Origin of the sequence: Aromatoleum toluclasticum ATCC 700605, from assembly GCF_000378245.1 — a bacterium.
Classification (GTDB): Bacteria; Pseudomonadota; Gammaproteobacteria; order Burkholderiales; family Rhodocyclaceae; genus Aromatoleum; species Aromatoleum toluclasticum.
Genome location: NZ_KB899502.1, coordinates 77,175 through 92,798 on the forward strand (window position 1 = coordinate 77,175; position 15,624 = coordinate 92,798).

Genomic DNA, 15,624 nt, shown 5'->3' on the forward strand with positions numbered 1-15,624 from the left:
CACGACGAGGATTTTCCGATGCAGAACTGTGAAGCAGGCGAATCGCTCGCGGCGAGCTTTGCCGACGTGGTGGAACGTCGCATCTCCAGCCGCGCCTACCTGCCCGACCCCGTGCCGCGCGCCGACATCGAGCGGGCGCTGGCGCTGGCGTGCCGCGCACCGTCGAACTGCAATACCCAGCCCTGGCTGATCGCGGTCGCGAGCGGCGCCGTGCGCGATCGTCTCGCCGCGGCGATCAGCGACGCGATGAGTGCCGGACGCATGAAACCGGACTTCCCCTACGACGGCCGCTACGAGGGCGTGCAGCAGGAACGCCAGTTCGCCGCCGCCGAGGCCCTGTATCGCGCCGCCGGCATCCCGCGCGAAGACAAGGCGGCGCGCATGGCGCAGTTCATGCGCAACTACCGCTTCTTCGACGCCCCGCATGCGGCCTTCTACTTCCTGCCGCCAGGCGCCGGCACGCGCGAGGCGGCCGACCTGGGCATGTGCGCGCAAACCTTCATGCTCGCGCTCACCAGCATGGGCTACGCGAGCTGCCCGCAGACCGCGCTGAGCTTCCACCCCGATCTGGTCCGCGCCGAGTTCGACATCGAGCCGGGTTGGCAGCTCGTGTTCGGCATGTCCTTCGGCCGGCCAGATCCGTCGGCGGCGGTCAATTCGCTGCAGCTGCCGCGCGATGTCGGCGCCTGCACGCGCATCCGGGAGACCTGAGGTGGAGGATTTCGATTACATCGTCGTCGGCGCGGGCAGCGCCGGTTGCGCCGTCGCCGCACGCCTGTCCGAGGATGCAGCCTGCCATGTGCTGCTGCTGGAGGCGGGCCGCCGCGACGACAGCTTCCTGATCGACATGCCGGCCGGCTGGGGCAAGACGCAGGAGCCGGACAGCGCCTTCAACTGGGCCTTCGAGACCGCCGCCGAACCGGGCTTGGGCGGCCGGAAGATTCCGCTGCCGCGCGGCAAGGTGCTCGGCGGCAGTTCCGCGATCAACGGGTTGCTGTACGTCCGCGGCCAGCGCGAGGACTACGACGACTGGGCGGCCGACGGCGCGCGCGGCTGGGGCTGGCAGGACGTGGCACCGCATTTCCTGCGCATCGAGCGCAATCTCGCCATCGCTGACGCCCACCATGGCAACGACGGGCCGATCGCAGTGTCCGACCTCGTCGATCCGACGCCGCTCGCCGCGATCCTGATGAGGGCCGCCGAGCAGGCCGGGATTCCGCGCACGCGCGACTTCAACGGCGCGAGCCAGGAGGGCGTTGGGCTGTACCAGGCGACCCTGTCCGGCGCGCGCCGCTGCTCGGCCGCGCACGGTTACCTGCGGCCCGCGCGCGGCCGCCCGAACCTGGAAATCCACACCGGCGCGGCGGTGAGCCGCGTGCTCATCGAGGGCCAGCGCGCCGTCGGCGTCCGCTACCGCGTCGGGAGCGAAGTGCGCGAGGCCCGGGCGCGGGCGGAGGTGATCCTGTGCGCCGGAGCTATCGTGACGCCGCAGCTCCTGATGCTTTCGGGCATCGGGCCGGGCAGCGAACTCGCCCGTCATGGCGTCGAAGTGCACGTCGACTCGCCGGGCGTCGGCCGCAATCTGCAGGACCACCTCGTCGTGCCGCTGATGTGGCGCCTCCAGGACGGCCAGCCGTCGATGAACGGCCGGCTCGGCGGCGCGAGGGTGCTGCTCGAGGTGCTGCAGTATCTGGTGCGCAAGCGCGGGGCGATGACCATGCCCGCCGCGGAGGTCGGCATCTTCCTCCGCAGCCGCCCGGAGGTCGTGCGCCCGGACATCCAGTTCCACGTGCTGCCGCTGTCGGGTGATCTGGACGGCGAGAAGAAATCCTTGCACGCCTTTCCCGGCTACACGCTCGCGCCCAATGTCTGCCGTCCCTCCTCGCGTGGATCGGTGGCGCTCGCGTCCGCCGACCCCTCCGACAAGCCGCTGGTGCGCATGAACTACCTGAGCACGGAGCACGACCTGGAACTCACGCTCGCCGGCATGGACTGGGCACGGCGTATCGCCGGGGCGCCGGCGCTGGCCGCGATCACCGCGAGCGAGGTCTATCCCGGCGCCGGCGCGAGGAGCCGCGAGGAACTGGCCGACTACGCGCGCCGCGCCGGAACCACCGGGCACCACCCGGTCGGCACCTGCCGTATGGGCGAGGACGCCGGTGCGGTCGTCGACACGCAGCTCGCCGTGCGCGGCGTCGCCGGCCTGCGCGTCGCCGACGCGTCGGTGATGCCGCGGCTGATCTCCGGCAACACCAATGCGGCGGCCATCATGATCGGCGAGCGGGCGGCCGCCTTCATCCGTGCCGGGGCGCGCTGAAGCGCCGCCGGCCAGCATTCCATTTTGCGGGAAGAACGATTTGAGCATTCCGAATGAGGCACCGTACCCACTGATGGAGACGCTGCGCGCGATGAAGGACGCGCAGCGCAGCGGCGGCGAGGTGAGCGCTGCGCTGCGCATCGACCGCCTGACCCGCCTGCTCGTACTCCTGCGTGACCGTGCCGATGACTTCTGCGCCGCGCTGGATGCGGATTTCGGCGGCCGTCCGCGCGAGATCTCGCTCATGAACGACGTCATGGCGACCTTCAACTCGGTCAAGTACGCGCGTAGGCACGTCCGGCAGTGGATGAAGCCCGAACGCCGGAGCGGTGTGTTTCCGTTCAACCTGTTCGGCGGGCGCGTGGAGCTGCAGCACATGCCCAAGGGGGTGGTCGGCGTGCTCGGGACGTGGAACGTGCCACTCTTCACGACGCTCGCCCCGCTGGCCTTCGTCCTTGCCGCGGGCAACCGCGCCATGCTCAAGCCCTCCGAATTCGTACCGCGCACCGCGGAGCTGTTGCGCGATGCCGTGATTTCGTCCTTCGGCGAAGACGAAGTCGCAGTGGTCAATGGCGACGCGGCCGTCTCGGTCGCGTTCAGCGCGCTTCCGTTCGACCACCTCGTGCTGACCGGCAGCTCGGCCACCGGCGTGCGCGTGATGCGCGCGGCCGCCGAGCAGCTGGTGCCGGTGACGCTGGAACTTGGTGGCAAGTCGCCGGTGATCGTGGGCCGTAGCGCTGACATCGGGAAGGCAGCGGAGCGCATCCTTCTCGGCAAGACCATGAATGCCGGCCAGATCTGCGTCAGTCCGGACACCGTGTACGTGCCGCGCGATGCGCTGGAAAGCTTCGTCGCCGCCTGTGGCGACGTGCATCGCACGCTGTTTCCCGCCGACGGGGGACCTGCGCTGCTCACGGCGATCGTCGACGAGCGACATCGCGCGCGACTCGATGCCTGTGTCGACGAGGTAGCGGCGCGTGGCGGGCGCATCGTCGACTGCGGCGGCGGGCTCGCGTCCTCAGGACGGCGCCGCCCCTTGCGGCTGGTGATCGACCCGCCGCGTGACAGCCGCATCGCCCGGGAGGAGATTTTCGGCCCGCTGCTGCAGGTCGAATCCTACGACGTGATCGACGAGGTGATCGGCCGCATCAACGACGGCCCGCGGCCGCTCGCGCTGTACTACTTCGGCACTGACCGGCGCGAGGAGCGTCAGGTGCTGCAGCACACGCTTTCGGGCGGGGTCGCGATCAACGACGTGCTGATGCAGGTTGCCGCCCACGATGCGCCCTTCGGTGGCGTGGGCGCTTCGGGCATGGGGGTGTATCACGGGCGTGAGGGCTTCGAGGAGTTCAGCCACCCGCGGACCGTGTATCGCAGCGGCTGGTGGGACCCGCGCAAGGCGCTCGGGTTGGTGCCGCCGTATCCAGGCCAGCTCTACGAGCGCCTGCTCAAGACCTTGCGCATGTGAAAACGGGCCCGGCAGCACCGGGCCGGTGTGCTCAGAGCAGGGCGGCCAGCGCGAAGGGCACGCCGAACAGTCCCGTCCACCCCATTCGTCCCCAGAAGGCAAGGCGGCTGGACTGATGGTTCCACAGCCCGAGTGCGCCGAAAGCGCCCATCGCGCCTGCACCCGGAATCCAGATGCCGCTCAGGCCCGCGAGGCCGAGCAGACCCAGGATGCGAATCGCCGCGCCCGGCCGCGAGCGTACGACGGGCGACTTGATGCCGGCCAATCCGGCGAGACCGATCAGGCCAATCAGGCCGACCCAGGGGATGAGTGCTTCCACGTGTCGTTCTCCTCGTATCGAATGTGACCGCCGACGCGTGGCGTCGTCAGTGTGTCGACGTTTGCATCGGTCGGCGGCGCGCGCATCATTCATGCGGACTAGATTGCAGCAGGCGTGAAGGGAAGGTCGGTCCGGCCTAGTCGATTTGAACGATTACCGGGCGCTACGGCCTATGGCATCGTTCCCTCATCGCCGGCAGCGGCAAGGGAAAAATCGCGAACAGGGGCTGACATGGGACTGAAAGGACAGGCCGCGATCGTCGGGGCGGCGCAGTACAAGCCCGAAAAGTACGCGACCGCACCGCGCATGTTCCATCTCGAACAGGTGGCGGATCTAGCGGCGCGGGCATTGCAGGACGCCGGACTGAAGGCCTCGGATCTCGACGGCCTGGTCATCAACGGCCCTCAGTTCCACGAGGCCTCGGTCTTCGTGCCCGCCATGGCGGCCGAGTACCTCGGGATGAGCCTCAACTTCGCCGAGGTCGTCGACCTGGGCGGCACCACCTCGGTCGGGATGATCTGGCGTGCGGCTGCCGCGATCGAACTCGGGCTGTGCCAGGCGGTGTTGTGCGTGCTGCCGGCGCGCATGGCCCCCTTCGGTCCCGACGAGGACCCGGCGTGGATGGCGCGGGCGATGCGCTTCGGCGGGCACAGCACCGCCTTCGGCGCGCCCGAAGCGGAATTCGACCTGCCCTATGGCCACATGGGCCAGAACACCGGCTACGCGATGATCGCGCAGCGCTACGCGGCCAAGTACGGTTACGACCCGCTCGCGATGGCGAAGATCGCCGTCGACCAGCGCACCAATGCGCTGACGAACCCGGACGCGATGTTCTTCGGCAAGCCGCTCACCGCGGAAGAGGTGCTGGCGAGCAAGATGGTGGCCGACCCGCTGCACGTGCTGGAGATCGTGATGCCGGTCGCCGGCGGCGCGGCGGTGATCGTCGCTTCGAAGGAACTCGCGGCCCGCGCGCGCAACCGGCCGGCTTTCGTTACGGGCTTCGGCGAACACCTCGCCTTCAAGTCGCCCTCCTATGCAGCCGAGATGACCGACACCCCCATCGGCCCGGCCTCGCGGCGCGCCTTCGAGATGGCAGGGATCAAGCCGTCCGATGTTGATGCGGCTCAGATTTACGACTGCTACACGATCACGGCGTTGCTCACTCTCGAGGATGCAGGCTTCTGCGAGAAAGGAGAGGGCATGCGTTTCGTGCGCGAGCACGACCTCACCTGGCGCGGCGATTTTCCGATGAACACGCACGGCGGCCAGCTGAGTTTCGGTCAGGCCGGTTCGGCCGGCGGTATGTCGCAGGTGGTCGAGGCTTTCACCCAGATTGCCGGCCGCGCGGGCGATCGTCAGTTGAAGCGTTGCGACCGCGTGTATGTGTCCGGCACCGGCGGCGTGATGAGCGAGCAGGGCGCCTTGATCCTGCAGGGAGCGTGACGAAGATGTCGATGAACAAACCGATGCCGGTGGCGACCGAGATCTCGGCGCCGTTCTGGAATGCGCTGAAGGAGGGCGTGCTGCGGATTCCGCACTGCACCGCCTGCGGTCACTGGATCTTCTACCCGCGGCGCCACTGCGACCGCTGCTTCTCGCACGACGTCGAATGGCGCGAGGTGTCGGGAGCCGGCCAAGTCTATTCCTATACCATCGCGCGCATCCCGACGCTGCCCGACTTCGCCGACGAGATGCCGCAGAAACTCGCGGTCGTCGAACTCGAGGAAGGCGTGCGCATCAACACGACGCTGGTCGGCCTGAACGAAGACGAAATCCGCATCGGCATGCGCGTGAAGCCGGTGTTCGACAAGGTGCGCGCGGATGGTGCGACGCTGCTGCGCTTCACCGCGGCGGACAAGGATTTCCCGGCCCGTGTCGACAGCACGCCGGAAGCGCTCGCGGCCGCAGCGGACGCGAAGGTGGCCGCCGAGATCGCCGCGACCCCGGTGCGCCAGGTGCGCTTCGACGACGAGGCGGCGATGAAGTCGCTGGTGAGCGATGCCTTCACGCCGTGGAGCACTCAGGTCGTCGTCGACCAAGCGCTCATCGACGAATTCGCGAAACTCTCCGGCGACGACTACTGGATCCACACGGACCCCGAGCGTGCCGCGAAGCAAAGCCCCTTCGGCGGCACGATCGCGCACGGCGCGCTGGTGCAGATCCTGCAATCGCGCCTCAAGATGCCGCTCGGCTTCGAGGTCACCGGCTTCAACAACATGGTCAATTACGGATCCGATCGCCTGCGCTTCCCCGCACCGGTCCCGGCCGGCTCCCGCATCCACGCCCGGGCGCGGGTCAAATCGGTCGAGAAGCTCACCAAGGGCACGCAGCTGACGCTGGAGGTGACCACCCATGTCGTCGGCAACGAACGCCCGTCGGTCATCAACGATCTGGTGATTCTGTATATGTAGTTTTGTAGTGGTCTCGTGTGGTCCTCTCCTTATTGGCCGCTCTGCCCTTCGGGTGAGCGGCCTTTTTTTCGGCGTGCCCGGAGTTTCGAACGCCTGGGTCGCTCTGATACCCGCCTGCCGCACGGAGCTCCGCGTCGTCGAACGGCACGTTTCGGGCCGTTGCGCACGAACGGAGACGGCCCACGTGGCAGCGGCGGATCGGAGCGCCGGCGGTGCTACAGTCCCCGCGCACTCAGCGGCGGGTTGGCGGACGCCAGGCTGGGGGGCAGCCGGCTGGCGCCGGCCAGGTAGCGGTCGATCGCGCGCGCGGCGTCGCGGCCATCCCCGATCGCCCACACGATCAGCGAGGGGCCGCGGCGGGCGTCGCCTGCGACGAACACGCCGGGCAGCGCGGTCATCAGGGTGGCGTTCGCGGCCAGCACGCCGCACCCGTCCGGCGCCAGACCGGACGTTGCGAACGGCGCGAGGTCGGGGCCGGCGAAGCCCGCTGCGATCAGCACCAGATCGGCCTCCAGGCGGATGCCGGACTCCAGCACTTCCTTGGCGGTGCGCCGTCCCGCGGCGTCGCGCTGCCAGCGCACGCGCTCGAACAGCACCGCATCGACCTGGCCGTCGCCGTCCTCGTCCAGGAAGGCCACCGAATTGAGGCCGAACACCGCGCGCGCGCCCTCCTTGAGCGCGTAGGTCGGCTCGAAGGTCTGCGGCCAGGCGGGCCACGGGTTGCCCGGCGGGCGCTGGTCCGGCGGGCGCGGGTGGATGCTGACCTGGTTGACCTGGGCGGCGCCCTGGCGGTGCGCGGTGGCCACGCAGTCGGCGCCGGTGTCGCCGCCGCCCAGCACCAGCACGCGGCGCCCGCGCGCATCGAGCGGCGCCGCAGGGCGGCCGGCCTGGCGGCGGTTCTCGGCGACCAGGTAGGCCATGCCGAAGTGGATGCCCGCCAGAGCTCGCCCGGCGGCCGGCACGTCGCGCGCGACCGGCGCGCCGAGCGCGAGCAGCACCGCGTCGTACTCGCGGCGCAGGCGAGTGAGCGGCAGGTCGACGCCGACCTGCACCGCGGTGCGGAACACCACGCCTTCGGCGGCGAGCTGCTCGACGCGGCGGGCGACGCGCGCCTTGGCGAGCTTGAAGTCGGGAATCCCGTACGTGAGCAGCCCGCCGACGGCATCGTCGCGCTCGAACACGGTCACGCGGTGGCCGGCGCGGTTGAGCTGCTGCGCGGCCGACATTCCCGTCGGGCCGGAACCGACCACCGCCACCCGCCGCCCGCTGCGCCTTGCGGGCGGCTGCGCGAGGATCCAGCCCTCGTCCCAGCCGCGATCGACGATAGCGCGCTCGATGCTCTTGATGGTCACCGCCTCGCCGCTCACGGCGAGCGTGCACGCCGGCTCGCAGGGCGCCGGGCAGGCGTAGCCGGTGAATTCCGGGAAGTTGTTGGTGGCGTGCAGGCGGTCCAGCGCGGTGCGCCAGTCGTCGCGCGAGACCAGGTCGTTCCACTCCGGGATGCGGTTGCCGATCGGGCAGCCGGCCATGCAGGCCGGTACCCCGCAGTCCATGCAGCGCTCGCCCTGGGTGCGCAGTTGCGCGGCGTCCCAATGCGGGGCGTAGATCTCGCGGTGGTCGCCGACGCGCTCGACCGGGGCGCGGTAGGCGATGGGGATGCGCGGGTGGCGACGGTAGCCGTCGGGGTGGTTCTCGCTCGCCGGCGGTGCGACCGTGGGCGGGGCGGGGCGTGCTTCGGTGAGCGCGGCGTAGGCCGCCGGGATGAGCTTGAGGAAGCGCGCCGCGGTCCCCGGCCACGCCGCCAGCAGTTCGCGCGCGAGTGCGCTGCCGGTGAATTGGGCGTGGCGGGCGAGCAGGCGGTGCAGGCGCGGGTGGTCGCGCGTCTCGTCCGGCAGTTCGGCGCACAGGTCGCTGCCGTTCAGCCGCAGGCGCAGCTGCGGGTCGGCATCGAGCAGGTAGGCCACGCCGCCGCTCATGCCGGCGCCGAAATTGCGACCGACCGGTCCGAGGAAGATCACCGCGCCGCCGGTCATATACTCGCAGGCGTGGTCGCCCGCGCCCTCGACCACCGCCTGCGCGCCCGAGTTGCGCACCGCGAAGCGCTCGCCGGCCTGGCCGTTGATGTAGGCCTCGCCCGCGGTGGCGCCATAGAGCGCGACGTTGCCGACGATGATGTTGCCGGCGGCCGGATAGCCGGCGTCGGCCGGGGTGGCGACCACGATGCGCCCGCCCGAGAGTCCTTTGCCGACATGGTCGTTGGCGTCCCCGGTCAGATGCAGGCTGATCCCGGCGCACAGGAAGGCGCCGAAGCTCTGCCCGGCGTGGCCGTGGCAATCGAGGCGGATGCTGTCGGCGGGCAGGCCGCGCGCGCCGTGGCGGACGGTGAGTTCGTGGCTCAGCAGGGTGCCGAAGCTACGGTCGCGGTTGGTGATCGCCAGGCGGTGCGTGTAGCACTCACCACGCGCGAGCGCGGCCAGCGCCGGTTCGATCAGGACGTGGTCGAGCTGGGCGGCGAGCTTGTGATCCTGCGCGCGGGTGCGGCGCGGGGTGTCGTCGCCGGGCACCGGGGCAAGCAGGGCGGACACGTCCACCGTCAGCCCCTTGGGATGGACGAGCGCGCGCGCCTTCAGGCAATCCACCCGGCCGATCATCTCGTCCATGCGGCGGAACCCCAGGCGCGCCATCCATGCGCGCACCTCCGCGGCGACGAAACTGAGGTAATTCATCACGTGCTCGGGGGCGCCGGCGAAGCGGCGGCGCAGTTCCGGGTCCTGTGTGGCGATGCCCACCGAGCAGGTGTTGCAGTGGCACTTGCGCAACATGATGCAGCCCAGCGCGACGAGGGCCGCGGTCCCGAAGCCGTATTCCTCGGCGCCGAGCAGCGCGGCCACCACCACGTCGCGCCCGGTCAGGAAGCCGCCGTCGACGCGCACGCGGATGCGCGAGCGCAGGCGGTTGGCCATCAGCGCGCGGTGGGTCTCGGCCAGCCCCAGCTCCCAGCCGCTGCCCGCCCCCTTGATCGAGGTCTTCACCGAGGCGCCGGTGCCGCCCGAATCCCCGGAGATCAGCACCGCGTCGGCGCGCGCCTTGGCCACGCCGGCGGCGATCGTGCCCACGCCGGCCTCGGCCACCAGCTTGACGTGGATCTCTGCGGCCGGGCTGGCGCACTTGAGGTCGTGGATGAGCTGGGCGAGGTCCTCGATGGAGTAGATGTCGTGGTGCGGCGGCGGCGAGATCAGGCCGATGCCGGGCACGGTGAAGCGCACCTCGGCGATGCCGGCGTCCACTTTCCCGGCAGGTAGCTCGCCCCCTTCGCCGGGCTTGGCGCCTTGAGCCATCTTGATCTCTATCTGGCGCGCGTCGGCGAGGTACTGTGCGGTGACGCCGAAGCGCCCGCTGGCGACCTGCTTCATGCTGCAGGCCCGCTCGGTGCCGAAGCGTTCGACCTGTTCGCCGCCCTCGCCGGTGCCGGAACTGCCGCCCAGGCGGTTCATCGCCACGGCGAGCGTCTCGTGCACCTCGCGGCTCAGCGAACCGAAGGACATCGAACCGGTGCCGAATCGCGCGACGATGGCGGCGGCCGCTTCGACTTCGTCGAGCGGGACGCCGCCGTCCGCGGCGGGCACCACGTCGAGCAGGGCGCGCAGCGTGGCGGGAGCCTCGCATGCGCCGTCGACCGCCGCAGCGAAGTCGCGGTAAGCGGCGGCATCGGCCTCGCGCGCAGCCTGCTGCAGCTTGCCGATGGTGTAGGGGTTCCACTGGTGGTGCTCGCCGTCGCGCCGCCAGTACAGCTCGCCGCCGGCCGGCAGCGGGGCATTGCCCGCCGTTGGAGCAGCCCAGGCCGCGGCATGGCGCTCGCGCGCCTCGCGCTCGAACAGCGCCAGCCCGGCCGCCGGCAGAGCGCAGGCCGTGCCGGTGAAGTACTCGTCCACGAAATCCTGCGCCAGGCCGATGGCCTCGAAGATCTGCGCGCCCTTGTAGCTCGCCAGCGTGGAGATGCCCATCTTGGCCATCACCTTGAGCAACCCGCCTTCCAGCGCGGCGCGGTAGCCCGCCTGCGGATCGCGCGCGCGGGCGAGCCGTCCGGCGGCGGCCAGCGCATCCAGGCTGCGGTAGGCGAGCCAGGGGTGCACCGCGTCGGCGCCGTAGCCCACCAGCGTGCACAGGTGGTGCACCGCCGCCGCTTCACCGGCCACCAGCACCAGCGCGGCACGCTGGCGCAGGCCGGCGCGGATCAGGTGGTGATGCACCGCGGCGGTGGCGAGCAGGTTGGGAATCGGCAGGCGCTCGGGGCCGGCAGCGCGGTCGTCGAGGATGAGCATCTCGACGCCTTCCTCGATCGCCGCGATGCAGTCGGCGCGCACCCGGTCGATCGCCTCGCGCAGCGCCTGCTCGGGGCCGAAGGTGATATCCACCCGGCAGGCGCGGATGCCGTTGCGCGGGGTCGCGGCCAGTGCTTCCAGCGCCGCGAGATCGCCATCGGCCAGCACCGGCGAGTCGAGCAGCAGCTGGCGACAGTGTGCGGGGGTGGCTTCGAGCAGGTTGCGGTGGCGACCCACCGGCGCGGCGAGCGAGGTCACCAGCGCCTCGCGAATGTAGTCGAGCGGCGGGTTGGAGACCTGCGCGAACTGCTGCTTGAAGTAGGCGAACAGCGGGCGGTGACGCGCGGAGAGCAGCGCCGGCGGGGTGTCGTCGCCCATCGAGCCGACCGGGTCCCTGCCGCCTTCGGCCATCTTCTCCAGCAGGGCGTGCAGCAGCTCCTCGGTGTAGCCGAAGGCGTGCTGCAGGCGCTCGAGCACGGCGGGCGGTGGCGCGGCGGGGGGTGGGTCGGTGCGCTGTGCGAGCGTGCGCAGGCGCGGCTGGTAGGTGCGCAGCCAGGCGCCGTAGGGCGGTGCGGCGAGAGTGGCGAAGATTTCGTCCTCGGGCACGATGCGCCCTTCGGCGAGGTCGGCAAGGAACAGCTGGCCCGGGCGCAGCCGGCCCTGCTGCACGATGTCGGCCGGCGCGCTGTCGAGCACTCCGGTTTCGCTGGCGAGGATCAGCCGCCGCTCGCGGGTCAGGCAGTAGCGGCAGGGGCGCAGGCCGTTCCGATCGAGGATGGCAGCGAGCTGGGTGCCGTCGGTGGCGACCACCAGCGCCGGGCCGTCCCACGGCTCCATCAGCGAAGCGTGCCAGGCGTAGAAGTCGCGCCGTGCGGGGTCCATCGCAGCGTCGTGGTGCCAGGCCTCGGGCACCATCATGCGCAACGCGTGCGGCAGGCTGCGCCCGGCCACCACCAGCAGTTCGAGCACGTGGTCGAACACCGCACTGTCGCTCAGGCCTTCGCCGGTGACCGGCAACACGGTGGCCAGATCCGCGCCGAGGCGGGCGGAGGCCATCTCGGCCTCGTGCGCGCGCAGCCAGTTGAGGTTGCCGCGCAGCGTGTTGATCTCCCCGTTGTGCACCAGGCAGCGATAGGGGTGGGCGAGCTGCCAGGCGCCCAGGGTGTTGGTGGAATAGCGCGCGTGCAGCAGCGCGAGTGCCGAGACGGTGCGCGGATCGCTCAGGTCGAGATAGAAGCGCGCGAGCTGCGGGCAGGTGAGCAGGCCCTTGTAGACCACGGTGCGGCGGTCGAGCGAACACAGGTAGAAGAGATCGCGCCCGGCACCGGCGAGGCCATGGATCGCGGCGTCGCGTTCGAGCGCGCGGCGCAGCACGTAAAGGTGCAGGTCGAGAGCCTCCGCGCTCACGGCGGGATCGCGCGGGGTGACGAAGAACTGCCACGCCGCGGGCTGCGACTCGGCCGCGGTGCGTCCCAGCCCGCCCGGCTCCACCGGCACCTCGCGCCAGCCCACCAGATCGAAGCCGCGCGCGGCGCACACGGCGTCGACCAGGCAGCGGACGCGCGCCCGACGGCGCCCGTCGCGCGGCATGAAGGCCTGGCCCAGACCGTAGCAGCCGCGCGCCGGGAGGTTGGCGACCTCGTCGGCGTACAGGGCGTAGGGAATCTGCAGCAGGATGCCGGCACCGTCGCCGCTTTCCTCTTCCGCGCCACGGGCGCTGCGGTGGTCGAGGTTGGCGAGCAGGCGCAGGCCGTCCGCGACCAGGGCATGGGTGGCGTGGCCGGTCAGATCGACGAGGGCACCGACCCCGCAACTGGCGTGGGTCTCGAAAATGGCGCCTGTCTCCGCGCGGTCTCGCTCTGGGCAGTATAGGCGGCGTGCGGCGTGGCCGCGATGTGCCGTGTCCCGGCATCCAGACGCGGGATCGTCGGCGAACCTGCTGCAGTGATGAGGAGGCTCCAGTCCATCTGCCGGTAAGTCGCCCGACGGTAGTGCGCGCCGGGGAACAGGAAGGTCGAGAAATTCCTCGCGCGACCGTCGGTGGCCGCAAGCGGGAAGAAGAGGCTCCAAGCGCCCAGCGATCCGGCTTCCCGAGGCGATCCGTAGTCTCAACGGACGATGAGCGTGCCGCGGCTCGTCGCGAAAATGGCTTCCATACCGGCAAGGGCCGGGCTCATGGGAGCCGGAGACATGATCGATATTCGCGGTCTGGGTTATATCGTCACCCAAACCGATCAGCTTGCCCAATGGCAGAGCTACGCGCAGGACGTACTCGGAATGATGACGTCGCCGGCACCCGGGGGCGGCCTGTACGTGAAGATGGACGAGCGCCCGTTCCGCATGCTGGCGGCCGAAGGGCCGGAGCGCCGTTACGTCGCGTCGGGTTGGGAACTCGCCGACGAACGCGCCTTCGATGCCGCGATCACGGTGCTCGAGCAGAAGCGCGCGAAATGGGAGCCGGCCTCGGCCGGGCTGTGCGAGCAGCGCGGGATGCAGGCGATCGCGATCGTCACCGACCCCTCCGGCAACCGGCACGAACTGGGCTGGGGGCATCGCTCGGACTGCCTGCCTTTCGTGTCGCCACAGGGCGTGCCGCGCTTCATTACCGGCGACATGGGCCTCGGCCACACGGTGCTGCCGGCGCCGAACTTCGACGAGACGATCGCCTTCCACCGCGATGTGCTCGGTTTCGGCGTGTCGGACATCTTCAATTTCCGCCCCGATCCGTCCAGCCCGGGGGTGCGCATCCACTTCCTGCACTGCGCCAACGCGCGCCACCACAGCCTCGCGCTGGCGGAATACCCGGTGCCGTCGGGCTGCGTGCATGTGATGGTGGAAGTCGATTCGATGACCGAGGTCGGGCGCGCGCACGACCGCCGCACCGCGCACGGCGTGCCGCTGTCGGCCACGCTCGGGCAGCACCTCAACGACCGCATGATCTCCTTCTACATGAAGACGCCTTCCGACTTCGACTTGGAGTACGGCTTCGGCGGCTTGCAGGTCGACTGGTCGCGCCACACCGCCTTCGAGTTCACGCGCGTGAGCCTGTGGGGCCACGACTTCTCGGCCGGACAGCAATAAGGACCACGCAAATGGACAAGAGAATGACTACCGCGGATGTCGTCGGCGCGCTGCGCGACGGCATGACGATCGGTTTCGGAGGATGGGGCCCGCGGCGCAAGCCGATGGCGATCGTGCGCGAAATCCTGCGCTCGCCGGTGAAGGACCTGACGGTGGTCGCCTATGGCGGTCCCGAGGTCGGCATGCTGTGCGCCGCCGGCAAGGTGAAGAAGCTGGTGTTCGGCTTCGCCACGCTCGACGCGATCCCGCTCGAACCGTATTACCGCAAGGCGCGCGAGGCGGGCGAGCTGAAGGATCTGATGGAGCTGGACGAGGGCATGTTCCAGTGGGGCCTGCGCGCCGCCGGCATGCGCCTGCCCTTCCTGCCGACGCGCTGCGGCCTCGCGACCGATGTCGTGAAGCTCAACCCGGAGCTGCGCACGATCCGTTCGCCCTACGACGACGGCGAGGTGCTGATCGCGATGCCGGCATTGAAGCTCGACGTCGCGCTGCTGCACGTCAATGTCGCCGACCGGCTCGGTAACACGCTGGTCACCGGACCCGATCCCTACTTCGACCACCTCTTCGCGCGCGCGGCCGAGCAGTGTTACGTGTCCGCCGAGCGTGTCGAGGACCGGCTTCAGCTCGACGCCGCGAGCGCGCGCAGCAACACCTTCGAGCGCTACCTCGTGACCGGCGTCGTCGAAGCGCCCTTCGGCGCGCACCCGACCTCGTGCCCGTCGGACTACGGCTGGGACATAAGCCACTTCAAGCGCTACGCCGCCAGCGCGGGCGAGGAGGGCGGCTGGCAAGCCTATGTCGATGAATTCGTCACCCCGGGCGAAGCCGCCTACCAGGAAAAGAACGGCGGGGCCGCGCGTCTCGGGACGCTGCCGCTGCCGGTGTTCTGAGGAGACCCCGCGATGACCGAAAAAATTGATTTCACCCTGGCCGAACTGATGATCGTCGCCGCTTCGGAAGCCTGGCGCGGCGACGGTGAGCTGCTCGCTTCGGGCCTCGGCGTGATTCCGCGCCTGGGCGCGAGCCTCGCGAAGCTCACGCACAGCGAGGGCCTGCTGATGACCGACAGCGAAGCCTTCCTCGTCGAGGAGCCGATCCCGCTCGGGCCGCGCGGCGACTACCAGCCGCGCTATTCCGGCTACATGCCCTTCGAGCGCGTGTTCGAATGCGTGTGGGGCGGGCGTCGCCACGCGATGGTCGGCCCGACCCAGGTGGACCGCTGGGGCCAGACCAACCTCTCGTGCGTCGGCGACTACGCGAAGCCCAAGTCGGCGATGCTCGGCGTGCGCGGCCTGCCCGGCAACAGCATCAACCACATCAACTCCTTCTTCGTCCCGAATCACAGCCGCCGCGTGTTCGTCGAGGGCGAGGTCGACATGGTGTCCGGCGTCGGCTTCAAGCCCGAGCGCTGGAACGACGGCGAGCGCAACGACCTGATGCAGATCCGCATCGTCGTCACCGACCTGTGCGTGATGGATTACGACGGCCCCTCGCGGGCGGCGCGCGTGCGCTCGCTGCACCCCGGCGTGAGCTTCGCGGAAGTGCAGGAGAAGACCGGCTTCCCGCTCATCGCGGCGCCCGATCTGTGCGAAACCGCGCATCCGACCGCCGACCAGCTTGCGTTGATCCGCCGCCTCGACCCCCACGAAGTGCGCGCGACGGCGATCAAGGGCAATCCGCCGGGCATTCGTCCGGCGTCTTGACCC

At 70.2% G+C, this 15,624-nt stretch carries 10 protein-coding genes; 8 read left to right on the top strand and 2 right to left on the bottom strand.

Annotation, left to right across the window (positions count from 1 at the left end; translation table 11 throughout):
* The first annotated feature begins 18 nt into the window (after positions 1-18).
* Genes F464_RS0118765 through F464_RS0118775 form a run of 3 tightly spaced genes read left to right on the top strand, consistent with a single transcriptional unit; the run spans position 19 to position 3,785 of the window.
* On the top strand, positions 19-711 hold the full coding sequence (locus tag F464_RS0118765; protein ID WP_018991387.1) for a nitroreductase: 693 nt from the start codon (positions 19-21) through the stop codon (positions 709-711).
* A gap of 1 nt (position 712) precedes the next feature.
* Positions 713-2,317, top strand: coding sequence for a GMC family oxidoreductase (locus F464_RS0118770; RefSeq protein ID WP_018991388.1), 1,605 nt, complete (start codon positions 713-715; stop codon positions 2,315-2,317).
* 40 nt (positions 2,318-2,357) lie between these two features.
* Positions 2,358-3,785 carry an aldehyde dehydrogenase family protein gene (locus F464_RS0118775; RefSeq protein WP_232428986.1) on the top strand — a complete coding sequence of 476 codons (1,428 nt, stop codon included), beginning with the start codon at positions 2,358-2,360 and terminating at the stop codon, positions 3,783-3,785.
* 31 nt (positions 3,786-3,816) lie between these two features.
* Here F464_RS0118775 and F464_RS0118780 read toward each other — a convergent pair whose 3' ends face one another.
* Positions 3,817-4,104, bottom strand: a complete 288-nt coding sequence (locus tag F464_RS0118780) for a hypothetical protein (protein ID WP_018991390.1) — start codon at positions 4,102-4,104, stop codon at positions 3,817-3,819.
* Between the two features lie 231 nt (positions 4,105-4,335).
* On the opposite strand from F464_RS0118780, the gene F464_RS0118785 reads away from it, so the two are divergent.
* Together F464_RS0118785 and F464_RS0118790 are read left to right on the top strand one after the other, a co-directional pair.
* Entirely contained in the window at positions 4,336-5,547 is a 1,212-nt protein-coding gene (locus tag F464_RS0118785) for a thiolase family protein (RefSeq protein WP_018991391.1), read from the top strand.
* Between the two features lie 11 nt (positions 5,548-5,558).
* On the top strand, positions 5,559-6,515 hold the full coding sequence (locus tag F464_RS0118790) for a bifunctional OB-fold nucleic acid binding domain-containing protein/MaoC family dehydratase (protein ID WP_232428988.1): 957 nt from the start codon (positions 5,559-5,561) through the stop codon (positions 6,513-6,515).
* 215 nt (positions 6,516-6,730) lie between these two features.
* On the opposite strand, the gene gltB is transcribed toward F464_RS0118790, so the two are convergent.
* Positions 6,731-12,670 carry a glutamate synthase large subunit gene (gltB, locus tag F464_RS29025; RefSeq protein WP_408605236.1) on the bottom strand — a complete coding sequence of 1,980 codons (5,940 nt, stop codon included), beginning with the start codon at positions 12,668-12,670 and terminating at the stop codon, positions 6,731-6,733.
* 357 nt (positions 12,671-13,027) lie between these two features.
* Between gltB and F464_RS0118800 the strand changes: the two genes are divergently transcribed.
* The 3 genes from F464_RS0118800 to F464_RS0118810 are packed head-to-tail and all read left to right on the top strand — an operon-like array spanning position 13,028 to position 15,621.
* A complete protein-coding gene (locus F464_RS0118800) occupies positions 13,028-13,918 on the top strand; it encodes a VOC family protein (protein WP_018991395.1) in 891 nt (296 codons plus the stop codon).
* Between the two features lie 23 nt (positions 13,919-13,941).
* Positions 13,942-14,808, top strand: coding sequence for a CoA transferase subunit A (locus tag F464_RS0118805; protein ID WP_018991396.1), 867 nt, complete (start codon positions 13,942-13,944; stop codon positions 14,806-14,808).
* Between the two features lie 12 nt (positions 14,809-14,820).
* Complete coding sequence (locus F464_RS0118810; protein ID WP_018991397.1) at positions 14,821-15,621, top strand: acyl CoA--acetate/3-ketoacid CoA transferase subunit beta; 801 nt, start codon at positions 14,821-14,823, stop codon at positions 15,619-15,621.
* The last annotated feature ends 3 nt before the right edge of the window (positions 15,622-15,624 follow it).